The 23,658-nt window shown below is 59.6% G+C and carries 21 protein-coding genes; 16 read left to right on the top strand and 5 right to left on the bottom strand.

Features of this window, described 5'->3' with window-relative positions; genetic code table 11:
* Positions 1–174 precede the first annotated feature (174 nt).
* From V5738_RS12755 to V5738_RS12735, 5 genes are read left to right on the top strand one after another with little or no spacing between them, the layout of a single operon-like run.
* Complete coding sequence (locus V5738_RS12755; RefSeq protein ID WP_423821187.1) at positions 175–1,377, top strand: aminotransferase class I/II-fold pyridoxal phosphate-dependent enzyme; 1,203 nt, start codon at positions 175–177, stop codon at positions 1,375–1,377.
* Between the two features lie 6 nt (positions 1,378–1,383).
* Complete coding sequence (locus V5738_RS12750) at positions 1,384–1,908, top strand: DUF6190 family protein (RefSeq protein WP_423821186.1); 525 nt, start codon at positions 1,384–1,386, stop codon at positions 1,906–1,908.
* The gene (locus V5738_RS12745) at positions 1,901–2,710 is read left to right on the top strand and encodes a dihydrodipicolinate synthase family protein (RefSeq protein WP_423821185.1); all 810 of its coding nucleotides are present in this window, start codon (positions 1,901–1,903) and stop codon (positions 2,708–2,710) included. Before V5738_RS12750 ends, V5738_RS12745 begins: the two co-directional genes overlap by 8 nt.
* Before the next feature lie 16 nt (positions 2,711–2,726).
* A complete protein-coding gene (locus V5738_RS12740; protein ID WP_423821184.1) occupies positions 2,727–3,554 on the top strand; it encodes an iron-containing redox enzyme family protein in 828 nt (275 codons plus the stop codon).
* 3 nt (positions 3,555–3,557) lie between these two features.
* Positions 3,558–3,815: a Rieske (2Fe-2S) protein gene (locus tag V5738_RS12735; protein ID WP_423821183.1), complete on the top strand. Its 258-nt coding sequence runs from the start codon at positions 3,558–3,560 to the stop codon at positions 3,813–3,815.
* Between the two features lie 756 nt (positions 3,816–4,571).
* Here the strand turns inward: V5738_RS12735 and V5738_RS12730 are convergent.
* Complete coding sequence (locus V5738_RS12730; RefSeq protein WP_423821182.1) at positions 4,572–6,785, bottom strand: AAA family ATPase; 2,214 nt, start codon at positions 6,783–6,785, stop codon at positions 4,572–4,574.
* Positions 6,786–7,225: 440 nt separating this feature from the next.
* Positions 7,226–8,125: a LysR family transcriptional regulator gene (locus V5738_RS12725; RefSeq protein ID WP_423821181.1), complete on the bottom strand. Its 900-nt coding sequence runs from the start codon at positions 8,123–8,125 to the stop codon at positions 7,226–7,228.
* A gap of 193 nt (positions 8,126–8,318) precedes the next feature.
* Between V5738_RS12725 and V5738_RS12720 the strand changes: the two genes are divergently transcribed.
* Together V5738_RS12720 and V5738_RS12715 are read left to right on the top strand one after the other, a co-directional pair.
* Complete coding sequence (locus V5738_RS12720) at positions 8,319–8,558, top strand: hypothetical protein (RefSeq protein ID WP_423821180.1); 240 nt, start codon at positions 8,319–8,321, stop codon at positions 8,556–8,558.
* A complete protein-coding gene (locus V5738_RS12715) occupies positions 8,545–10,047 on the top strand; it encodes a sodium:solute symporter family protein (protein WP_423821179.1) in 1,503 nt (500 codons plus the stop codon). Before V5738_RS12720 ends, V5738_RS12715 begins: the two co-directional genes overlap by 14 nt.
* A 42-nt stretch (positions 10,048–10,089) precedes the next feature.
* On the opposite strand, the gene V5738_RS12710 is transcribed toward V5738_RS12715, so the two are convergent.
* Positions 10,090–10,383, bottom strand: coding sequence for a hypothetical protein (locus V5738_RS12710; protein ID WP_423821178.1), 294 nt, complete (start codon positions 10,381–10,383; stop codon positions 10,090–10,092).
* Between the two features lie 161 nt (positions 10,384–10,544).
* Here V5738_RS12710 and V5738_RS12705 point away from each other — a divergent pair, with 161 nt between their 5' ends.
* A complete protein-coding gene (locus V5738_RS12705) occupies positions 10,545–11,651 on the top strand; it encodes a C45 family autoproteolytic acyltransferase/hydolase (protein ID WP_423821177.1) in 1,107 nt (368 codons plus the stop codon).
* Positions 11,652–11,987: 336 nt separating this feature from the next.
* On the opposite strand, the gene V5738_RS12700 is transcribed toward V5738_RS12705, so the two are convergent.
* Complete coding sequence (locus tag V5738_RS12700; RefSeq protein WP_423821176.1) at positions 11,988–12,821, bottom strand: oxidoreductase; 834 nt, start codon at positions 12,819–12,821, stop codon at positions 11,988–11,990.
* 181 nt (positions 12,822–13,002) lie between these two features.
* Between V5738_RS12700 and V5738_RS12695 the strand changes: the two genes are divergently transcribed.
* The 7 genes from V5738_RS12695 (at position 13,003) to V5738_RS12665 (ending at position 21,835) form a co-directional block, all read left to right on the top strand.
* The gene (locus tag V5738_RS12695) at positions 13,003–13,953 is read left to right on the top strand and encodes an AraC family transcriptional regulator N-terminal domain-containing protein (RefSeq protein ID WP_423821175.1); all 951 of its coding nucleotides are present in this window, start codon (positions 13,003–13,005) and stop codon (positions 13,951–13,953) included.
* Between the two features lie 551 nt (positions 13,954–14,504).
* Positions 14,505–15,818 carry a flavin-containing monooxygenase gene (locus V5738_RS12690; RefSeq protein ID WP_423821174.1) on the top strand — a complete coding sequence of 438 codons (1,314 nt, stop codon included), beginning with the start codon at positions 14,505–14,507 and terminating at the stop codon, positions 15,816–15,818.
* A 23-nt stretch (positions 15,819–15,841) separates the two neighbouring features.
* Positions 15,842–16,270 (top strand): RidA family protein, encoded by a 429-nt coding sequence (locus V5738_RS12685; protein ID WP_423821173.1) that lies wholly within the window; start codon positions 15,842–15,844, stop codon positions 16,268–16,270.
* The gene (locus V5738_RS12680; RefSeq protein WP_423821172.1) at positions 16,267–16,941 is read left to right on the top strand and encodes a DUF1028 domain-containing protein; all 675 of its coding nucleotides are present in this window, start codon (positions 16,267–16,269) and stop codon (positions 16,939–16,941) included. Before V5738_RS12685 ends, V5738_RS12680 begins: the two co-directional genes overlap by 4 nt.
* Positions 16,942–16,972: 31 nt before the next feature.
* Positions 16,973–18,175 (top strand): acetylornithine deacetylase, encoded by a 1,203-nt coding sequence (argE, locus tag V5738_RS12675; RefSeq protein WP_423821171.1) that lies wholly within the window; start codon positions 16,973–16,975, stop codon positions 18,173–18,175.
* A gap of 826 nt (positions 18,176–19,001) precedes the next feature.
* Positions 19,002–19,913, top strand: coding sequence for a LysR family transcriptional regulator (locus tag V5738_RS12670; protein ID WP_423821170.1), 912 nt, complete (start codon positions 19,002–19,004; stop codon positions 19,911–19,913).
* A gap of 479 nt (positions 19,914–20,392) precedes the next feature.
* Positions 20,393–21,835, top strand: coding sequence for a sodium:solute symporter family protein (locus V5738_RS12665; protein ID WP_423821169.1), 1,443 nt, complete (start codon positions 20,393–20,395; stop codon positions 21,833–21,835).
* 20 nt (positions 21,836–21,855) lie between these two features.
* Here the strand turns inward: V5738_RS12665 and V5738_RS12660 are convergent, their stop codons facing one another.
* A complete protein-coding gene (locus tag V5738_RS12660; protein WP_423821168.1) occupies positions 21,856–22,863 on the bottom strand; it encodes a DNA topoisomerase IB in 1,008 nt (335 codons plus the stop codon).
* Between the two features lie 325 nt (positions 22,864–23,188).
* Here V5738_RS12660 and V5738_RS12655 point away from each other — a divergent pair, with 325 nt between their 5' ends.
* The gene (locus V5738_RS12655; RefSeq protein ID WP_423821167.1) at positions 23,189–23,629 is read left to right on the top strand and encodes a hypothetical protein; all 441 of its coding nucleotides are present in this window, start codon (positions 23,189–23,191) and stop codon (positions 23,627–23,629) included.
* Positions 23,630–23,658: the final 29 nt, after the last annotated feature.

Below are 23,658 nucleotides of genomic sequence, written 5' to 3'. Positions count from 1 at the left end.
GCCAATTATGAGGTCGACTTGATAACTAGAATATGTTCGAGGTTGTTGCATATTCTGGAAGGAGATTCCCATATATAACCAATTGCAGGATACAGCCTTTCCCGGTAGTAATAATCGACACGGCAAAACAGGCCACCAGTGATAACTGGTAGCCGTGACTCCGAGGAGATATTAATGAGTGAAACGATCCCGCTTCATGACGTTGGAGCTGATACATCTTTTCCGGGTAGAAAAGCTGATATTACTCAACATGAAATTGAAGCGCTCGAGGTAGAGCATAACCTCGCGGACGCTCATACCCATCAGCGGCAATCACAGGGGCAACAGGAAATAGTTGAGGGGCTGCCGTCCCTTTGGTATGAGTCGGAAGCAACGACGCAAAGGGAAAGTGAGCTAGCGTTCAAGAAGGCTTTTTATAACTTTCATGGGCAGCGCAAAGCGCTGGATCGTATCGATGATATCTACCTTACATATGCCGCTTCGATATCGATGCAGGTGGTTGCGACATATCTTCGGCAGAATAATTGCTCGGTGGGGCTAGTTGAACCTTGCTTCGATAACCTTCACGACCTTATGAAGCATGCTGGGCTGGAGATTAGTCCAATTCACGAAGACGCCCTTTACGATTGCGATAAGATTCAGTCAAATCTAGATGCCTATGCTCGAGATTTAGACGCTATCGTTTGGGTCGATCCCAATAATCCCACTGGGTTTAGCCTCTTTGCGCCAAATGATCGAGCATTTCGTGAAGTCGTCTCTTACTGCGAGGCGAATGGCAAGATTCTCGTGTTGGATTTTTGCTTCTCAGCTTTTCTCCGAACTTCAGGATATAGGAGGAGCGATGCCTACGAGGTGCTAGAAGCCTCTGGCGTTGACTACATCGCGATGGAAGACACCGGCAAGACGTGGCCGTTGCAAGACACGAAGTGCGCTTCGCTTATGGCAAGCCGGCGCCTGAATACCGAGATATACCCGATCGTCACGAGCGTATTGCTGAATGTATCGCCTTTTATCCTGAGGCTGGTGACAAGATATGTCGAAAATAGCAAGAAAGATGGATTGGCATCGGTGAGCGAAGTGCTCACAACCAACCGCGAGTTCCTGATCGAAAGTTTGCCAAGCGATATTTTGGAGTACCAAAGACCGCTGATAGAAACCAGCGTCGCTTGGCTGAAGATCAAAACGGAACACTCTGCTGATGAGGTTCAAGAGCATCTTCGGCGCTGGGGCGTGTACGTACTCCCCGGGCGCTATTTCTTCTGGAGTCAACCGGCTGACGGTCACAAATTCATTCGTGTCGCACTAGCACGCGATCCCCAGGAGTTCAGAAATTCGATTTCGGCTGCAGCAGCTTCCCTTCTCCAGCTTAAGGGTTAGATCTCAATGGCTGTAATAGACGCTACCGTATTCATGGGCATGCATCACGCACTAAATGATCGCCGCCAACGTGCCCTCAAGGTGGTCATGTCGAATTTTGACGAAGGATTTGAGATTTCTTTCGACCAAATCGGGATATGCGATTCCATTGTTTGGCGCCGACCGAGGGAAGTGCAGGATGCCTATTACCCATTCATGGACGTCTTGCATACAGAGATGCCTTTCAGACGCCGCGGCTATTCGCTCGCGACAATAGAGCGGGCAGCTAATGACCCGCAGCTAGCTGAGATTCGCACGTCATCACCGAGTTGTGCCTTGCTCGCGGCGAGCGTCATAGAAGAAAGCGAGCTTTTGTATACCTTCGACCCAGTGCTTCTTAAATCGCAACCGACCGTCCGGTACGTAGCTTGTTCCTACGGTACTCAGCCCGGCGGTATTCGGTCTGGTGGATCGTTCCCAGGGGAACTTCAACAGCTTTATAACGAGTCGCGAAGCCTCGTAATTACAGAGAACGACTTCGGCCATGCTTGAGGCTCGCTGTTACGTCCCACTTGTTACGCCCCTCAGATCTGATGGCTCAGTCTGCAAGGAAAGCGTGTTTTCGTTGGTTCGATGGCTCGATAGACCGGGACTTGGCTTTATGCCTTGCATGAGCACCGGGGAAGGTGCCGTTCTGACAGATGAGCAATGGACAGCGATGCTCCGGTATGTAATGGATCAGGTCGCGCCCGAGCGAGTTTTCGCCGGCATTCTGCGTTCAAGCACGTCCGAAGCCTCTCGGCTGATTGGCATTGCCCAGGAACTCGGTGCGAAGCACGCCATCGTTGGCTCACCTTTTGGAAAAGATGTTTCACAGGACGACATCAAGCGTCATTTTCAGGCCTTGATCGACGTTTCGTCATTGGACTTCTGGATTTATCACGAGCATGAAACTTCGGGAAACGATATAGGGACCGACACACTCCTCAACATCGCCCGACACGAGCGTGTCACAGGCATCAAAGATTCGTATGCAGAGCCCCGGAGTGATTTATTCATCCGCGCATTAAAGGATTGTGGTGTTTCCTATTTCGTCGGCTGGGAAGCACTGGTGGGGACTTCAGCTGAACATGACGGTAGTGTCGTCGGCCTGGCAAACATTGAGCCTTCAGCCTGCTATCTTGCCTCGCTGTCTGCTGATGACGACCGCATTAATACGCACATTTGCGCGCTAAGCGAGGCAAATACTCTCTTTGCGGAAGACTGGTACTGCCACATCAAGGTGAAACTGCAATCAATTGGTGTGATTGCAGAGACATGCCTAGCTAACCAAATCCCTAAGCAGCCTGCCTGAAATAGGAGGACAACTTATGTTCACCCATAAAGATCTATTTCTCGCCAACCGCTCTGAACTCAGCGTACCGAATTCGATGCCAGACGACATGAGACAGTTTGAACTCGCTTGGATCGACAGATCGATTCACAAGACCTCCGGCGAATCGGAGATGCCGTCAGACTTGGCGAACTTTCGAACGATGCTCGCGAATTTGATTGATGCAGACGCGGCAGACGAGCCTGAAACGGCCTCCTTTGTCGCAACCGATATCAACCTTGATCAGTTTCGCACCTTGGTGCAGGAGTTCGCCGTGGACGGCTTGACCGAAGCACAAATATTCTGGCCTGTCATGCCAAGGCTATCGCTCGCCGCGCAGATGCCGATGATGCGTATGATGATCGATGAATTCGGCTCCGGAAATCCAGTACGGGCGCATACCAACCTGTATATCAACCTTCTGAAAGAACTCGATATGCGGACGGATTTGCAGTACTACATCGATGTCAGCGGCGATGCAATCTTCGAATTCGCGAACATGTATTACTGGATGGTCCTTCGTGCTCGCGACACATCCTTTTTCGTCGGAGCGCTCACTTACTTTGAGACCATGATCCCGACCTTCTTTGACTGCTACGTAAAAGCATGCGAAAGACTTGGGGTTCAAGAGCACGCTTATTATAGTGAGCATGTTCATATCGACGAATTTCATGCTGCAGAAGGGCATCGCATTCTTCGGGCCATGGACAAGGATGGTGATTTCTCACCAGACAATGCTTGGCGCGGCGTCCTTCTCGGCCGCCACTTGACGATGTCGGCTTTCGATGCAGCCGTTGATAAATCACGCGATGCAATTGCCGCTTGAACCATGGCCGAAGCTTACGATAACGACATTGATCCAATCGGGGAGTATGAGGAGGGCGGCACTTTTGACGTAGAGATCGAAGGCGCGCGTTACACAATCCCCAACCATTGCCCTCACCGAAAGGGGTGGCTAGCTCACGGTAGGATCAACGCAAAACGGAAGACGATCTCGTGTCCGTTACATTTCTCGACCTTTAATCTCGATACCGGCGAGCAGATAGCGGGACCACCCTGCGGTCCTCTGGATGTGAAGCGGTCGTGATGCTGATTGTCGGTGTCCGAGTCTAGGTCGGGAGCTGGCCTGTCTTGCTCTATGTGGTGGCAGTGTAGCGAGGCTTTTCTGGATGCGCTGAGCCGTTGGCGGCGAGCGCCCTAAGTCGAAGCACAATGGACGCGTGCCGGTTGGAGCGGGCACGTGTTCACTTGCTTTGCTTTCGCCTTCTCGTATGTCTGGCATAGGAGCGACCCTCTTCCGGTATTGAGTAGCATGTCGAACTGGAGTCCGATCATCTGAAGCTTGGAGGTCGGACTTAAAAAGAGGTATGCCGTAGAGCAGATTATCGGTTAAAAACCGATAATAAAGCTTTCGAAAAATTGAGATATAAGCAGAATATTTGATGAAAAATCAGATTTCTGGAAACTTTTTAAAAGTTTGTCGCGGAGATTATTGCTTTCGCTCTATGGCTCGGCCGAACTGAAGGCGAGCGTCGACTGTAAGCTGTTCAACTCTGGCAGTTTGCGGAGCGTGCTGGCGCTGAGCGACCGTGCTCGATCTTAGGAGCGCTTGCTGCTGGGGCTCAGTGACGCCGAATGCTCGCGGCGTTACTCATTGAAAAGCTTTCCCGTATGAAACGAGGGCGGAGGGTGTGCCCAGATGGCAGACGAGGCTCGCTAGATCGAATCGAGGGCTCGTTTACCGCCCAATTTCATGAAGGTTCGGCCGCCGCTATCGGCCAGAAGCGGAAGCTCCACGCTGGCGTAAGGGGCTAGTGCGGAGCGAAAACGAAACGTGTAGTAATCATTCGGGCTTGAAGTCCGTATCCATCATCATCCGATAGTGGTCGCCCTGATGAAGGTTTTCGAAGATGCGCCTGAAGACTTTTAGGTAGAGGGCATCAGCGTCGCCATTCGGAACCATGTGTAAGTCATCATGGACAGCATGAGACCCATCATTAGCCCACGACAGTAAGGCCCTCGCCGCAATCTTCTCGTCACCGACAAGTCCATCGCACGCTTTGTCAACGTCCAGACCGCCGAGGAGCTTGAAGTAGCTATCGAAGATTCGACGCATCGTGTTCGGTAAGGTTAACGAGCGCCCTTCCGGTTTGCGGACATCCTGCCAGAGTAATTCGTAACTGCTTTTAACCGGATTGGTGTTCTGGAAGGCTACGAGACCGGTCACGCCATTTGTTTTTCGGCACACCCAAAAAGCAGACTTAGGGAGGCCGCCACCCTTCGCGAAAGTGACTTCCTTGTGGAAGTACACGTTGTGGGTAAGAACAAATACCTGCTTAATGGGACTGTCTCCGCTTCGTGCCATGTCCGCCATTTCCCTCGTCAAAGAGGAAACGATGAATAGAATGTCGCTGTCTAGGCTGGAGACTGGATCATCAAGCACCACTACACGGTCGTCCTCGATACCTGTTGCTGAATTTGCTGCTTGAGAAAGGTGGTAGAAGTAGAGGAAGCTAATGAAGGTCTTCTCTCCTTCGCTCAAGCTATGGTACGCAGATTCCCCGTTGGACCTAACGAGATGGTAGCTGTGCGCCTCCTCAGCCGGCTCTAAACGAAAGTTAGTGAATTGGAAAGCGTTTAGCGTCTGGTTGATTTTCTCGACGGTCGGCTTGGTACTAGTGGCCCTTTCCTCAAGTCTGTTGAGTTCTGTTTTGCATTCGTCCTGCTTGTCCTTTGATGCTTGGATTTGCTCCTTCAAGGATGAGATCGCACGGCCAATACTGTTGTTGGACTTGTCCCAGCGATCGAGATCGTCCTTGAGTTCTACGTCGATTAAGTAACGCCAAAAATCGGCCGATAGCCGGGCCTTTTCGGAAGCGGCATTAGCTACCCTTTGATTGTGCTCCGCGATTCTGGCATTTGCGTTCATCAAGAGCTTATTAATATCCTCCAGAGCTGATACCACATCATCGAGCTCAATAACCGAGCTAGGCGATTGGATCTTTTGCCGTATCTGGAGCAACGTTGAGGAGAGGCGCGCATCGAACACATCGATGAGGCGACCAAGCTCTTTGCTGTCGTGATAGTCGGTTGAAGTCGCCCGAAGGTTTTCCAACGCTGTACTGATGCGGTTAGCCTCTTCCTTGTAATCGTCCGCGATTTGCTTAAGTCGAGCCGTATCCCTGGTAAACGACTCATCAAAAAAATCGGCGAGGTCTTGCTCAAGGCTGTCCGGAACGCTCTGCTGGCAGAATGGACACTTGGGCCGGCTTTCCTTCAGGAATTTCACACCCTGAGATACCCAGTCGGAATTGTTGAGCTTGGCGATCAGGCCGGCGATGTTAACGTCCGCCTTGCCGATGATGGCCTTTCTAAAGATGGGGTCTTCCTCAAGCGCTTTCAGGCGAACCAGGTCAGTCAGTTCGAGACGGGAAACCGATACAGGGTTGGCGGTGAACACTGAGTGCGCCCTTGTCTGTAAATCTTCGAATAGACAGGTATCCCCATCGTTTTGCTCTCGCTCCCTTAAAAGGCGCGCGCGGAAGACTTCACTGTTCCCCATTACGCCTTTAAGGGCAGCTCCGAACTCTTCCTTATGCTTCCGGGTTTGCGCAAGACAGGCATCCTTGAGCTCCTCGGTCGCTGCAGCCATTTCAGCCTGCTTGCCGCCGTTGCCATCATCGCCTTGTAATGTGACGGTCAGCCGCAGCTCTTTATCCGCTTCCTCAGCGATGTCGTCGGTCAGCTGACTGATGCGTTCCTTAGCTTCTTTGTCCTCCTCTCCGAGCGTGAATACACCTTTGGTCTTTCCGTCCTCACTAAACGCGTCTTGGAGGAAGTCTCGGTTGTAGACATCGGTCCGAAGCGCTCGACCCCCTCCCCAAACAACCGAGCATGCTTCAAATGCCTCGCCTTGCTGATCGGCAAGGTATCGCGACAAGGTTGTCTTGCCGGATCCATTCGGGCCATAGACAAAGTTGCATTTGGTCAGCGGCCCAATCTGCATGCCTCCAATCGGGTATGTCGCGACGTCCGCCAGCGTCAGTGTCCTTATCATCGATCGTCCCCCCTCCCTCGTGGCCAATATTGACCGAGTCCATCTTGGATCGGCCGACCCGCGAACTCAATCATCACGTGCTTCCACTCCCATATCGAGCGTACGGTCGTAGCGTAGCGGCCGACTGCGCTTCCCCGGACGTCTCCGGTATACGCGACAAAACACAGATGACGTACCAATCGGTCAACTGGCGTCAGCGGCCACTGAGTGTGCGAGCCAGAACCGAATCGTTCCGTTTTCATAGAGGATTTCAGCAATCTCCAAATCCGTGATTGCGAGTTCCTGCTATGCCGTGTCAGCCGACTTCTGTTAGGTCGATGATGTCCGCTCCGGGTCGATAGCCGACTCCGTCTACGAACATATAGGGCCAAATATAGCGCGAGCCAGCGATTTCGAAGCGCAAGCCTTTCTACGTCGTGTTTGCTATTTGGCGAATTAACTCAACCGTCTTCGCCGGAAAGGCTCAGATGTTCGACCATCTCGCGGGCGAGTACGGGCAGGGTGTCGAAGTCGCGATAGGCGATGCGTAGTTCGCGGTGGGCCCAGGCGTCGGTGAGTTCGACCGTATGTAAATCGAGTGTGGCAACGTGCGTGCTTACGGCCCGATCGGGGAGTACGCCGATGCCCAGGCCGCAGGCGATCATGCGGCAGATGGCTTCGAAGCTGCGCACCTGAACCCGCATGCGTAGCGGCTTGCCGGCGGCCCGAGCGGCGTCGTGGATCAGGGCGTGCAGCGAGGCGTCTTGCTGCAGGCCGACGAAGTCATGCTCGATCGCTTCTCGCAGTTCGAGTGATCGGGTTTGGGCCAGGGCATGATCGGCCGGAGTAACCAGCACCAGCCGGTCGCTGCGATAGGCACGGGTCTGCAGGCCGTCAGCGCCGACGTGGGCGGCATAGATGCCGAGATCGGTCAGCCCGTCGCGCACCGCCTGAACCACGTCCAGCGAGACCCGTTCCTCGATATCGATCCGGACCTGGGGCCGCGCCTGGGTGAAGGCCGCCAGATCTTCCGGCAGGAATTCGATGATCGCCGAGGTATTGGCGTGCATGCGCACATGGCCGCGTACCCCGGCGCTGTATTCGGATAGATCGGCGGTCAGCCGCTCCATGGATTCGAGTACGGAGCGGGCGTGGTGCAGCAGGGCATCGCCGGCCGGCGTGAGTTCGACGCCGCGTGGCCGGCGATAGAGCAAAGTGGCATCGAGCGAGGCCTCCAGATCGGCGATCCGTTTGCTGACCGCGGCCAGCGCTAGATGTTCGCGCTCGGCGGCCGCGGTCAGACGGCCGGTATCAGCGATGGCGACGAACAGGCGAAGCGTCAGCAGATCGATGCGTTTCACGGGCAGGCAGGCCGGTCTTTCGACCGGCTTCGACCAAAGTTGAGCATCGATCCTAAGCGTCTGCGAAGCCTGTTGTCATCTGGGGTTTCGCGTTTGGCGAAGGCCGGCTTGTTGATTGCTGTATTGCCGCAGGCAGGGGCCTCGGACAAGGTGCGATGCAGCCCGAATGGCGCTATGCAAAGAGGAGAACCAGATGTCACGACCCCGTCGAGAGCCGATACGCAAACCATGGATCTGGGTGGTGTTCGCCATCCTGTTCGCGTTGATCAATCCCTGGTATTTCCCGGCCGAGCCGATCCCGCTGATCTGGGGCATACCCTACTGGGCAATCGTAATCCTGGCGGCCTCGCTGGCGCTATCGGGATTCCTGCACTACGTGCTGGCGCGCCAGTGGCGCATTGTAGAAGACGAGGAAGACGATGGACGGCTCTGAATCGCAACTGGCCTTCAGCGGGGCCTCTGGGATCATCGTGCTGGTGGCCTACGGCGCGATCATGCTCGGGGTCGGTGTGCTGACATGGCTCAAGAATCGCGGTCTGCATGAATCGACCGATGAATATTATCTAGGCGGGCGCGGCCTGGGCGTGATGGTGCTGTTTTTCACGTTCTTCGCTACCCAATATTCAGGCAATACGGTGGTCGGCTATCCGCCGGCGGCCTACCGCACCGGTTATGCCTATTTGGTCTCGGTGCCGTTTTTTATCACCATTATTCTGGCCTATTTGCTGTTTGCGCCCCGGCTGTATGCGCTTGGGCGTAAATACAGCCTGGTCACGCCGGTGGACTGGATCCACCGGCGCTTCGATTCGCCGGCCGTGACCTGGCTGTCGGCGATTCTGATGCTGTATGCGTTGGCCAATTACATGCTCGAGCAGTTCGTGGCGATCGGCCAGGGCGTATCCGGCATGACCGGCGGCACCATTCCCTACCAGGTCGGCGTGGTGTTTTTCATCGTGATCATGCTGGTCTATAGCTGGCTCGGCGGCATGCGCTCGGTGGCCTATACCGACACCATGCAGGGTATCGCCTTGTTGTTCGGCGTGGTGATGCTCTTGATCGGCTCGCTCATTTATTTGGGCAATCCGGCCGATTCGGCGGCCATCATGCAGTCTCAGACCCCGGAGAAACTGGCGCCGCCGACCGGGCCTGGCCTGTTTCATTGGTTCAGTCTGCTGGTGTTAGTCGGCATCGGTGCAGCGGTGTATCCGCATGCGGTGCAGCGCATCTTCTCGGCCAAATCCGAAGCCACGCTCAAGCGCTCGCTCACCCGTATGGCGTACATGCCGTTTGCCACTGCCGGCGTGGTGTTCGTGGTTGGCATCATCGGCGTAGCGGCGTTCCCGGGCATGGATACGGCGAACTCCGAACAACTGGTCGGGCGGATGGCCAGTGCGTTGGCCTCCGAGAACGTCGTCTTTTACTGGGCGATGGTGCTGCTGTTTGGCGGGGTGATCGCCGCGATCGTATCGACCGCCGATTCCGTTCTGCTGACGTTTTCTTCGATCATCTCGCACGATCTGTACGGCCGGTTCGTAAATCCGGCTGCCGCCGATGGCCGACGGATTCTGGTCGGCAAGCTGATCGGCGTGGCCGCGGTCATCGTACTGGTGATAATTGCCTGGTATCCACCGTCCACGCTGTATCGCATTTTCGTCTTGAAATTCGAGCTGTTGGTACAGGTTGCACCGGCCTTGATTCTAGGCCTGTACTGGACCCGCATGAACGCCGTCGCCGTGTTCGCCGGCATGCTGACCGGGGCGGTCATGGCCTCTACGCTGACGCTGGCCGGATTGCAGCCGCTGGGACTGTTCAATGGCCTGTGGGGCTTGATCATGAATCTGGCGATCGTCGGTATCGGCAGCGTACTGGCGACAGCGCCGGCCGCCCAACGCGAAGCCGCCCATCGGCTGACCGCCGTATAAGGCGGTCAGCCGGCCATAGTGTCCGGTCGGTCGGCCCGGCTGTTAGGCGCCGCGCCGATGGGCCGGATACCAGCTGATTTTCAGCGAGAAGGTATCGCGATCCTGACAACGATCCTCGACCGCGAAACCGCGTCTGCGGAAATGGGTGATGATCTGGTTTAGGTCGTCGACACCGATATGGTCGCGCGCCAGAAAAGCCGTGGTGTGGCCGCGGTGGCGGGTCGAGGCCTCGCGGATCGCTTCGTTAAGCGACGCGATGGCTTCTTCCGGGCCTTGGCTGACCGCCCGCATGTTCTGCCGGGCTTGTTCGGCGCTGATCGCATCCTGAACCTGCATGAACAACCTCCTGTGCAACGATGAGCAGCCCATGGAAGGCTGCCTGTACTTCGACGCTAATATTCGAGGCGCTGCGCAACAATTAGCCAAAATGCTGATTCGGTTTGCTGTACTGGGGGCTGCAGACGTAGATTCGACGCAGGTTGTTAACAGTCGAATACATGACTATTCCCGTACTCGAAGCGCTCGGTAAGCCCGCTGATATCGGCCGTATTCACGGCGAGCGCTATGCCCAGCAGATCCAGCGGTTCGCGGCCGAGCGGGTCGAACGTGCCGGGCAGGCGCTATGGGTTGGCCAGGATCGCCCGCGTGCCGACGTGATCGCGCTGGCCGAGGATTGCCTGGCCGCACACGAGTTGTATTCGCCCGCGCTGACGGCTGAACTGCGCGCCATGGCCGAGGCATCCGGGCTGTCGCCGGCAGAGATGCTAGTAGTGAGTGGCTTCACCGATTTCGTGGATACCGCATTCGCGACTTTCGGTGGCCAGAGCGCGGCCCCGGCCCAGGCGGACAACTGCACGGCGATGATCGTGCCGGGGGCGCGCAGTGCCACCGGGCAGCCTCTGTTTGCCCAGACCTGGGATATGCACGAAACCGCCACCGAGCATGTTTTCGTGCTGCGCGGTGCGCCCGACGATGGGCCGGCTTTCACCGTTTTTACCAGCCGGGGGTGCCTCGGCATGATCGGGATGAACGAAGCCGGCATTACCATCGGTATCAACAACCTCACTGGCAACGACGGCCGCATCGGGGTGACCTGGAACTTTGTGGTTCGCGAAGTGCTGGCCCAGACCGACTTCGCCGCCGCCGAGGCCCGGCTTGCCGAGGCTGATCTGGCCGGGGCGCACAATTATCTGCTGGTCGGCCCAGAAGGCCAGGGGCTCAACATCGAGGCGATGTCCACCCGACAGGCGGTCACGCGGCTGGATAACGAGGTGATCGTGCATACCAACCACTGCCGAGCCGAGGCGACGTGTGCCGTGGAACGGCCGCGCCAGCCCGAAGTCCAGGCGCACAGCGAGAAACGTCTGGCCCGAGCCGAGGCATTGTTGGCCGGCGCCGATCTAATCGATATCGAAACTCTGGCCGCCGTGACCCGCGACACCCAGGCGATCTGTTACCCGCCGACGCCGATCACCAAGATGACGACCTGCGGGGCGGTAATCGCCGATCCGGCGGCCCGCCGGCTGTGGGCTTTGCGTGGGTTGCCGAGCGAGCAGCAATATGAAGCCTTCGACGTGGCCGGTGCCGCCGCGGCTACCCGCTGACTAAGGCATGTTGAGGCGTCGTGCGAGTCCGCGCTAAGGGGCTGTAAGCCGACTGCGGCGTAGTGGCGTGGCGTTCTTGAGCGGCAGCGCGGGATTGCGGCCCAGCAACCCTTATCCCGAAGGGGCGAATCACGTCGGGCCGTGTGTTACGCGCTTTGATCGTGCATGGTCCAGAACCGCGGGCCGCGCTTTACCAGCTACGATTTCAGGCGCAACGCGGCGCTCGGACGATACCTCGACAACAGGCCCTAGGCAGTGGCTGGCTTTTGGGTCATGACCGGTTTTGCAATCACGGGCTCCAGGCCTGGAACAGGGGCTTGGGGGCAATGCGCCGGGCTAGCCGTCGGTCGAAACCGTGATGCTCTCCCAGGCATCGATTTCGTGCGCCATTTCGGTGAGCCGGTCACGCACCAGTTGCAGCGCATCGCTGCCCAGCAGTAGGTGCGCCGGCGGGGCATCGCAGTCGATGAGATCCAGCATCGCCCGTGCGGCCTTTGCAGGGTCGCCCAGCTGGTGGCCGCTGTTGTCCCGGCGTGCCTTGCGTACCGGATCGAACAACGCATCGTAATCGCCGATGCTGCGAGGTGAGCGCTGCATCGATCGCCCGGCCCAGTCAGTCCGAAACGAACCGGGCGCCACCGCTGTGACGTGAATATTGAATGGCGCGAGCTCTTTGCTCAGGGTATCGGAGATACCTTCCAGGGCGAACTTGCTGCCGCAGTAGTAGGCGATGCCCGGCATGGTGATCAAGCCGCCCATCGAGGTGATATTGATGATGTGGCCACGGCGGCGTTCGCGAAACATGGGCAGGATGGCCTGGATCATCTCGACCGCGCCAAAGACATTGACTTCGAACTGCTGGCGCATGGCCTCGGTCGAGGATTCCTCAAGAATACCTTCGTGGCCATAGCCGGCGTTGTTGACCAACACGTCGATCGGGCCGCACTCCTGGCTCATACAGGCCACGATGTCGGCGATCGCCTGGCTGTCCATGAGATCGAGCTGATAGGCATGGGCACGCCTGGATGCATGGGCTTCGAAGGCTCGGGCCGCTTCGGCTTGTCTGACGGTGCCGATGACCTGATGCCCGTCGGCCAGGGCTTGGTCGGCCAGAGCACGGCCGAAGCCGCTGCTGACGCCGGTGATTAGGAAAGTCTTGGGATGGCTCATACGGATGCGCTCCAGAAGGATTAGGCTCGTGGCTCGGATGCGAAGCCCATGTTGGAGCGCGCCGAGGTGGTTTCGAAGACGAGATATTCTGTTTTACTAGCCTGATTGTCTGACTCGGCAGCGCGTCGGCCGGCCAATGCGCCAAACTGTCGACATGTAATCGTTCACCCGAAAGCTTTCGATGTACGCCGACCACCCCAAGATGCGCCGATGCCAGCAACAGACGGTGGCACGCCTCGAGCGGATGTCGCCTCTTGAAGGCTATAACCTGACGGCGCTGCCGGACGTACGGTTTCTACGTTCGAATCGCCCGCTGCGGCAGGTGCCGGTGTTATATGATCCGGGCATCGTGATCGTCTGCCAGGGGCAAAAGCGCGGCTATTGGGGCGATCGAACCTATGTCTACGATGCACAGCATTATCTGGCAGTCTCGATTCCGGTGCCGTTCACGATGGAAACCGATGCAAGTGCCGATGAGCCGTTGCTGGCGATCTATCTGCATCTGGACTTGCCGCTGGCCGTCGAACTATTGCTGGACATCGAGGGCCAGGGGAGCGTGGCGCCGGCCGAGCCGTGCGGGATGTTGGCTTCGCCGATGACGCCGGCGATGGCCGAAACCGTGGCCCGATTCGTGGATATCATGGCCTCGCCGGCGGATGCCCGAGTGCTCGGGCGGGCGATGGTGCGCGAGATCTATTTCCGCGTGTTCCAGGGCCCGCAGGGCGCCGGGTTGCAGGCGGCCTTGGGCGCGCATACGCCGTTCGGCCGTATCCGGCATGCCATTCAACGTATCCACGCCGATTACGCGGCCCCGCTCAGCGTTGACCAGCTGGCACGCGACGCGCACATGAGCGTTGCGACCTTCCATGCGCATTTCAAATCGGCCACCGAAACCTCGCCGCTGCAGTACATCAAGATGGTGCGGCTGCACCAGGCGCGGCTGTTGATGTTCCGCGACGATATGACGGCAGCGACCGCGGCGGTCGCAGTTGGCTACCAGAGCGCGTCGCAGTTCGGCCGCGAGTTCAAACGCCTATTCGAGCGTACGCCGACCGCCGAAATAGCCTGGATGCGGGCGTCTTTCGAACTGCCGCCAAAGCACTCGTCGTCGCTGTATGTGGCCTCGCATTAACCTAAGCCAGGATGGGGCCGGCCGGCTGACAGATCGCCGATCCCTTTGGCTTCAAGTGTGGTCCCTAGTGATTCAGTCCGGATAAACCAGCGTTTTCGAGCGCGCTAGCGGTCGGCATGGCAACGGCCTCCTCATCGGGTGGGCGCCAGGCGAGGGAAAACCCGGGGTCGGCGAGACCCAACTGGGGCGGTATCGGTCGAGTGATGCCCGGCTTGATCTGAGTTCTGTACCCGTGCCCGAGTGTTCTTTCGGCGTTTCGCGGGCCTTTGGCCGGCCCGGGCGATAACTATCCGGCTGCGAAAGATTCCTGTGCTCCTTGCCTGCATCGAAAAAGCTTATCCAAGGAGTCGGATAACTGTATTTTCGCTGATTCCCGTCTTTGCCTAGGCTCGATGAGTACGGCGTCGCCTCGTGGATTCGGCCCGGCCTGAATGCCGGGTTCGTTGGCGCGCGGACGACACATCAATGTTATGCGCCGAAAAAGCGATCGGCCTTGGTCGATCGATGGATCACTGTATTCGATCCGCAGTAGTCGGCAGGGGATATCGCATATGGTCAGTCAAAACAGGGATATCGATACGCTCGTCGTAGGCGCCGGCCAGGCGGGTATCGCGATGAGCGAACATCTGAGCCGGCATGGCGTATCGCATGTGGTCGTCGAACGCGATCGCATCGCTGAGCGCTGGCGTACCGGCCGTTGGGATTCGCTAGTGGCCAATGGCCCGGCCTGGCACGATCGGTTTCCCGGCCTGGAGTTCGACCGGACTGCGGCCGATGGTTTTGCCGGCAAAGACGAAGTCGCCGACTATTTCGAAGCCTATGCCCAGAAGTTCGAAGCGCCGGTGCGTACCGGAACCGACGTCCGCCGAGTCACGCGCCAAACCGGCCAGTCGGGATTCGTGGTCGAGACCTCGGACGGCGTGTTCAACGTCCACCGCGTAGTGGCGGCGACCGGGCCGTTTCAGACCCCGGTGATTCCGGCGATCGCGCCCCAGGACGCACGGCTGACCCAGCTGCACTCGGCCGATTACCGTAATCCGGCCCAGCTGCCCGAAGGTGGGGTGCTGGTGGTCGGCGCCGGTTCTTCCGGGGTGCAGATCGCCGAAGAGCTCATGCTTGCCGGGCGCGATGTCTATCTATCGGTTGGGCCCCATAGCCGGCCGCCGCGTAGCTATCGCGGCCGCGATTTCTGTTGGTGGCTCGGCGTGCTCGGCAAGTGGGACGCCGAAACCACGGCACCGGATCAGGAGCACGTCACGATCGCGGTTAGCGGCGCCCATGGCGGGCGGACGGTGGATTTCCGCAAGCTGGCCGAGCGCGGCATGACGCTGGTCGGCCGAACCCAGGCTTTCGATCACGGCCAGGTGTGTTTCGAGGCTGATCTGGCCGATAACCTGGCTGGCGGCGATACCGATTATCTGGCGCTGCTGGATGCGGCCGACGACTATGTCGCCCGCTACGGTCTGGATCTGCCGGCCGAGCCCGAGGCACGCCGGATGACCGCAGACCCAGCCTGTGTGCGCGAGCCGGTTCGGCAGTTGGATCTGGCGGCTGCCGGTATCACGACCATCATCTGGGCGACCGGCTATACGGTCGATTACGGCTGGCTCGACGGGCTCGCCGCGCTGGACGATCAAGGCCGACCGCTCCATCGGCGCGGCATTGCCGCAGAGCCGGGGATCTATTTTCTAGGGCTGCCATGGCTGTCGCACCGCGGCTCGAGTTTTATCTGGGGCGTCTGGCACGATGCCAAACGCATCGCCGACCATATCGCTACTCAGCGCAAGTATCTGGCCTATCACGAAACGACCCGTGCCCGGTCGGCCGGCGAGTCGGTCGAACAGGCTATGCCCAAAGCCATCTAATCGGGCCATCCAAGGAGCGATCGATGCCGACCCATACCCGAATCCGCATGTTCAATACCCAGGACACCTATCCGAACCAGTCCTTGGACAACGATCTCTGCCAGGCGGTACGCGCCGGCAATACCGTCTATGTACGTGGCCAGGTCGGCACCGACTTCGAAGGTCGCCTGGTGGGGCTTGGGGATCCACAGGCCCAGGCCGAGCAGGCGATGAAGAACGTGGCCCAGCTGTTGGCCGAGGCCGGTTCCGAGATGAGCCATATCGTCAAAACCACGACCTATATCACCGACCCGCGTTTTCGCGAACCGGTCTATCAGGAAGTGGGTCGCTGGTTGAAAGGCGTTTATCCGATTTCCACCGGGCTGGTGGTGGCCGGTCTGGCCCAGCCTGAGTGGTTGATGGAAATCGACGTCATTGCCGTCATTCCCGAAAACGAGGACGCTACATCATGACTTTTTCCGTCGCCGGTTTCTGTCGCAAGACAGGCCAGTTCGGCACCGCGATCAGCTCGTCGAGCATCTGTGTCGCAGCCCGCTGTGCTTTCGTGGCCCCCGGCAAAGGGGCCGTACTCAGCCAGAACGTCACCAACCCGGCGCTCGGCCAGCTCGGCCTGCGTCTGCTTGAAGACGGCCTGAGCGCCGACCAGGTGCTTGCCCGGCTGGTCGAGGAGGAACCACATCCGGCCTGGCGGCAGTTGCTCGTGCTCGACGGGCAGGGCAAAGGCGCGGCCCACAGCGGCGAGCAGACCCTGGGCACCCATGCCACCCAGGTCGGCCGCGACTGCATCGTCGGCGGCAACATGCTGGCCAGTGAAGGCGTGATGCCGGCCATGGCCGCGGCTTTCGACGCGCATGAGGGCGAGCTGGCCGAACGCTTGCTGGCCGCCATGGACGCCGGGCTGGATATCGGCGGCGAAATGGGGCCCGTGCATTCAGCTGGCTTGCTGGTCGCCGATCAGGCGAGCTGGCCAGTGGTCGACCTGCGGGTCGATTGGCACGACGAGCCGCTGACCGAGCTGCGTATGCTCTGGGATTATTATCGTCCGCAGCGCGACGACTATATCCGCCGGGCATCCCAGCCCGACGATGCGCCGGGCTACGGCGTGCCGGGCGACGATCGATGAGTTTTGCCGGGCCGACCGGCCGGGCCGCGCCATGAGCCGGCCCGGCGCTGCCGAGCTGCTGGCCCGGCTGGTGGCCTTCGATACCACTAGCCACCGGTCGAACCTCGCACTCATCGATTTTGTCGAACAGTATCTGGCCGACTACGGCATCAGCGCGCGTCGCGTGCTCAACGCCGACGGAAACAAGGCCAATCTGTATGCCACGATCGGCCCGGCCGAACGGGGCGGCGTCATGCTCTCCGGCCACACCGATACGGTGCCGGTGACCGGCCAGAGCTGGCGCGTTGAGCCGTTTGCCGTAACTGACGACGGCGAGCGGCTCTATGGCCGCGGCACGGCCGATATGAAAGGCTTTCTCGCCGCGGTGCTGGCCGCCGTGCCGGCAATGGTCGAGGCCGATCTGGCCGTGCCGATCCATCTGGCGTTATCGCACGATGAAGAAGTCGGCTGTCTCGGCGTGCGCAGTCTGATCGCCGATCTGGCCGAGCAGCCGCAGCCGCCGGTCGCCTGCGTGGTCGGCGAACCGACCGAGATGCGTATCGCGACCGCCCACAAGGGTAAACGGGCCGTGCGCTGCCATGTCCACGGCAAGGCCTGCCATTCTGGGATGGCGCCGGAGGGTGTCAATGCCATCCATGCCGCCTCGCAGCTGGTGGCCTGGGTCGCCGAGATCGCAGCCGACAAAGCCGAACACGGCCCGTTCGACGATCGCTTCGGCATCGCGCATACCACCCTGCAGGTCGGTACCATCGAAGGGGGGGCGGCTTTGAATATCGTGCCCGCCGACTGTGTTTTCGATTTCGAGATCCGCAATGTGCCGGCCGATGATCCGGAGGCGATGCTGGCAGCGCTGCACGCCGAGGCAGCTACGATCGAGACCCGGATGCGTGAAACCGACCCGGCGGCGAGTATCCGCTTCGAGTCTCTGAGCGAATATCCTGGCCTGTCCATGGCCGAGGATGATGCAGTGGTGGCTTATATCCAGGCGCTGGTGGAAGATGCCGAACGCGCCCGGATTGGCTATGGCACCGAAGCCGGACTGTTCCAGCGCGATCTCGGTTTGCCGACGCTGGTCTGTGGCCCCGGCAGCATGGCCCAGGGCCACCAGCCTGATGAATTCGTCACTCATGCCCAGCTGGTGCGCTGCAGCGCATTCCTCGCGCGGCTGATCGACGCACTCGAATGCGCCGATGCACCGGAACAGCTGGCCGGACACGCAAGGTTTTCGGGCTAGGGCGCGTCGTCGCGAGACGCGCCCTTAGGGCCTGCCGGTGCGTTGTTAGGCGTCGGCGCTAAGCGCGTCCGGAGCATTGCTCGTGGGCGGCAGGCGTGGCGCCGCCGCGAGCGGCGCTCTTTCTATATAAGTGATCGACAATACCGGATCGCGGCTTAATCGCCCTTGGCCCGGATTGGTCCGCGAACGCGCCTTGCTGGCTACGGTGTGGTCGATAGGGCCGCAGAAAACCCAACGCCCCAGGGCTGGGCCCACGGTCTGCTGGCTCGCCAAGGGGCCAAGTGTGTCCCCCAAGGCGTGCCACGCCTCGCGGGTGAACCACGACGTTGCTCCGATTCTTGGTCGGGTGGGGCGCCAAGGCGCGCCGTGCACACGCTCGCTGCTGCATCGATAGCCTGCGCGTTGTTGGATGCGGCGGATGGGCGTCGTACGACAGAGCATCGCCGACGAGCCGCACGCAGCCGGCTGGGTTTGTGGCCGAGCCCGGGGGCATAGCGGTTGCCCATCAACGTCTCGACGCAGCGCGTTTTGAGCGGCCTGCCTAGACGCGCAACCTTGCTGTCGGTCGGGTTGGATCGTCCGGAAGCGGTCTCACCCTTTGGTATGAGCACTACAAGAGGGCAATACCCGGGCAGTCCGCGGTTATTGCCTGCCATGCCCTATTTCGTCGCACGAAACCGTGCAATACCAAGGTATGTGGTGGCGCAGTCGGCTGCCTTTGCACCAGGTTGGGGCGCTGGCATTGGTCACAGCCTGGTACGGCTGTTGCATACTCGATGGCCGGTCCGATCGCGGTGCCGATGCCTGTCGCGGAGTCCTCGAATCGATGCGCGAGTTTACCCTCAAGCAACTACGCTATTTCGTGGTCGCCGGACAGTTGTCCAGCGTGACCCAGGCTGCGCGTAAGCTGCATGTTTCTCAGCCATCGATCTCGGCGGCGATCCAGCAGATGGAAGAGACGACCGGCATGCAGCTGTTCGTGCGCCATCATGCCCAGGGTTTGACGCTCACGCCGCTCGGACAGCAACTGTTCGCCCGGGCTCGGCGGCTATTAGACGATGCCGAGGGATTGAGCCAGTTCGCGGCCTCGCTGGGCGATGCGGTTCGCGGTGAGTTGCGAATGGTGGCGCTGCCGACTTTCGCGCCGGTATTTCTGCCCCAGCTGCTACGCCGGTTTTCCGATCGCTATCCCGAAGTCAGTCTGTTCTGCGATGAAATGACCCAGGCCGATATTTTTCGCGGTCTCGATGAAAGCGATTACGAACTGGCTTTCACCTACGATCTCGGGATCTCCGAAAACATCGCGTTTACGCCGTTATACCGTTTCCCACCTTATGCCGTGGTGGCCGAGGATCATCCGCTGGCCGGGCGCGACCAGATCGCGCTGGCCGAACTCGTGGCCTATTCGATGGTGCTGCTGGATTGGTCGCTCAGCCGCGAATATTTTCTATCGATCTTTGCCCGCCACGGCGTCACGCCGACCGTTACCCACCGCGTCAAATCCATGGATATGCTGCGTGGGCTGGTGGCGGCCGGTTTCGGGTTCGCCTTGTTCAATACCCCGATGCAGGCTTTCGAGGCCCAATCCACTGGCGGCCTTAAGGCGCTGGCGCTGACCGATGAGGCCGAGAGCCTGTCGATGGGGATCGCCCGACAGCGCAATGCCCGGCTGACACCGGCGGCCGAAGCCATGTACGAGCTGGCGGCGGATTCGGCCGATCAGGCCGGTATATTTTGATGTTCTAGCTCAATAACGGCGCTCTTTTCGCCGTACTAATGTCCGATATCCAATCCCTAAAATCCCGTTTTTATAGGCGGGGTCTTGGCTATGTGCGTTTTTAGTTTTCTGCATAGGAAAAACTGAACTAAAGCTTCGTATTTTTGTATTTCTTGTCCTCGTGCGGGGCACGCTAGGGTGGATTGTATAGGCAAACCATTGTCTGTTTTGCGGTTTGCCGATCGGGTATTCGCTATCGCCCGAACGTCTATTGCCCATGAGGTCAGGAATGTTCTGGGCCAGGGGTAAGGCCTGCCCGCGGCATGTGTACCGCATGGCGATAGCGGGAATCTTTTTATTACTCAATGCCAAGGGGTTTTGCATGGAGTCTTGGACGTTAATCGGCTTTGGTCTTAGTTCGGCCGCGACCCTCGGTTTGGCCGTGATCGCGCTGGTTGTCACTCAGCTGCGCCGCTAGCTGCGGCGAAGGAGATCACAATATGTCGATATTCAACTGGTTGTTGCTTGCCGGATCGGCTGCAGTCCTGATCGGGCTGTCGCTGTATTCGATGCGTATGGCGGGCGATAAGGACGAGGCCGGCTTTTTGGTGGCCAATAACTCGCTCGGCCCGTTCGTGGCCGCGGCCACGCTGATCGCGACCGGCTACAGCGGTTTCGTATTCATCGGTTCGCCCGGTGTGGCGTATCAATACGGTTCGCTGGAGCTGTTTTCGAACTCCTTCTATACGCCGGCCTTCCTGATGGCGACCCTGTTCTTCGCCAATTATCTGCGACGCAAGGCGAGTTCGTTCGGCAGCCAGACCATGCCTGAGTACATCGCCCATTCCCATTCCGGCGGTGCGACCGGGCGCTGGTTGCAGGGCGTCGTCGCCATCATCATTTTGATGCTGCTGGGCGTGTTTCTGATCTCGCAGATCAAGGCGATCGGCCTGCTGGTGGCGAACTGGCTGGATGTGACGCCCACCACCGGGGCGTTCTTGATCACGTTGCTGGTGATCGGCTACACCATGTTCGGCGGACTGCGTGCGGTCGCCTGGACCGATGCCGCCATGGCGATCGGGATGGTGTTCGGTTCCTGTGTGATTGCCTACGTGGTGTTCGTCCAGATCGGCGCTGGTGAGTTGGTCGCTAAACTGGATGCCATCGATCCGAAGCTGGCCAATCCCAGCACCGGCGCGCCCTATGGCGACAGTCCGGCCTCGGCGCTGTTGCTGCTGCCCTATGCGTTTCTCTGGGCGACCGCGCTGCCGTTCATGTCGGTGCGCTTTCTGGCGATCAAGAAAGACGTACGCATGGCCCACGTCGGTATCTGGGTGGCCGTGCTGGGCATTCTGCTGAATTTCACGCCGCTGGCCGGGCTATATGCCAAGGCCTACTACCCGGGGCTGGCCGATCCGGACAATGCCATGCCGACGTTTTTGGAACACGGGGTCGGGCCGGTGATGTCGAGCTTCATCACGCTGTTCATCCTGTTTGCCATGAAGTCGACGGCGAATTCGTTGATGCATACGGTCTCGACTGCTTTGTCCTATGATCTGCGCCTAGCGTTGGGTTGGCGTCGCGGCTTTACCGCCACGATGACCTTCAATCGGTTGATGGTATGCATCGTAGGCATCTGCGGCTTCATCGGCATGGCCTATATGCCGCCGGTGATGATCCTGTGGCTGGGCATCCTCGGCAACGGCACGCTCATGGCCTCGCTGTTCGGGGTCACGCTGTGTGCCACCTTCTGGCAGGGCAACGGGGCCGGGGCGTTTGCCTCGATCGCGGCTGGCTTTGCGGTCAGCGGCTATCTGCTACTGGGCACCGATCTGGGCTGGGTTCAAGGCCCGTTGTACGGCTGCCTGGCATCTGCGGCGTGTTATTTCGGCGTGACCTGGGCCACCCGGCGCTCGCCGAGCCCGGCTGCCCAGCGCGCCTGAGGCTGGCGGCGAGCGGCCTCTCAGTCGCTCGCCGCACGCTCGATACGCTGTTCGAGTAGCCGCAGAACCGCCCATTCCTCAGGGCCGGTCAGGTCGCCGTCCTCGAGTTCGGCCTCAACGAGCTGGCGAAAATGGCCCAGCGTGCGGCCGTCGAGATAGGTTTCGATCACATGTGGATGGATATAGCTGGCCCGTGCGATCGCCGGCGTGTTGCCGAGGCGCTCGGCGACCCGTTTGACGGCTTCGACGACGTTCTTCTGGCCGGTCGTTTCATCGTCCGAGACCCCCAGTTCATCCAGCGCCAGGGCCGCCAGTGACGTGCCGGCCCAGGTTCGGAAGTCCTTGGCCGAGAATTCTTCGCCCATGATCTCGTGGATGTAATCGTTCAGGTCGGCGGAATCGACGTGCACGCGATCGCCGTCGTCGTCGTAATACTTGAAGATTTCGTAGCCGGGCAGATCGTCGAGTTCGGCGACCACGGTCGCCAGTCGCTCGTCCTCGATCACCCGATGCTGTTCCTGGCCGCTCTTGCCGCGATAGTCGAAAACCAGCGTATCGCCTTCGACGCTCAGATGCTTGGAGCGCATCGTGGTCAGCCCATAGGACTGGTTTTCCTTAGAATAGCGTTCACTGCCAGGGCGGAAATAAGCGGTGTCGATCAAGCGCACCATCGCCGCCAGCACCTTGTTGCGTCCGTGGCCGGATTGGGCCAGATGCTGGCCGGTCGCACGGCGCATAGTCGATAGCCGCCGGGCGAATGCCAGCAATCGATCGAATTTCGCGGCCTCGCGGGCTGCACGCCAGTCGGGGTTGTAGACATACTGCTTGCGGCCGGCGCTGTCGCGCCCGCTGGCATGCACCCGGGCGGAGGCGTCGAGATCGATTTCGACCTCGCGCCAGGCCGGCGGAATCGCCAGCGACTCGATCCAGCGACGCGTGGCCCGGTCGCGCAGGGTCTGCCCTTCGGCATCGCGGTAGGTAAAACCGCGCCCGCAGCGGTGCCGTGTAACGATTCGATTCTGACTCATGCTGGTGTTTGGTTTCGGCCTGTCTCGTGGGTCGGCATCGATTACGCAGCACAAGCGTTTATGGTTGCCGGCGCTTGATCTTGCCGGATGCTGGGGCACGGCGCCTTCCGTAGGTCCACGTAAGGCCGAAGGCAATACATCACGCCCGAACAGATGCGGCCAGGCCATGGATCGGCGGCGTATGGCGGCATTGGGTCGCGCCCGTACATCGAATTATTGCTCGAATGCCTGACTGAACGGCTGGGCGGCGCGATCACTTCGTGCTATGGATAATGCAACCGACAACGAGTCGATACGGTTTTTTGGCGATCATGCGGGGTGTGCCATGTTGCGATCCGGTCTGGCCGTTCTAGGCATCATTCTGAGCAGCGGCGTGGCCGTTGCAGCGCCCTCGGCGCCGTCGGAGGCCGGCGGCCCGCCGAAGCCGCCGCCCAACGCCGAGCGGCCGCCCCCTCCGCCGCCCGGCGGCGCGGACAAAGGGTTCCAACTCGATCTTGGCCATGGTCGTGGGCTACGCGTACAGTGCGGCAACGAATCGCTGCAGGACTGTATAAAGTCTGCTCAGCCGCTGATCGAAAAGCTGCGCCAGGCGCCAGGCAAAGGCATGGCCGGCGCCCATCATCGCTGGCCGATGATGGGGCCGCAGCATATGATGCAGCCTCACCCCGGGGTCTGCCCCGGTATGCCCGCCAAGCCGGCGGGCGGCGCGCGCATGCACACCGATACGCCGTCGTCGCCGTCAAAAAGCGAGGCACAGCAACCGTGAGCGATTCCGACCGCGCTACCGCTCGTGGT

It is taken from the genome of Salinisphaera sp. SPP-AMP-43, assembly GCF_049568105.1.
Lineage (GTDB): Bacteria > Pseudomonadota > Gammaproteobacteria > Nevskiales > Salinisphaeraceae > Salinisphaera.
The sequence above is the reverse complement of the archived record's forward strand: the minus strand, read 5'-3'. Positions and strand labels throughout refer to the sequence as shown.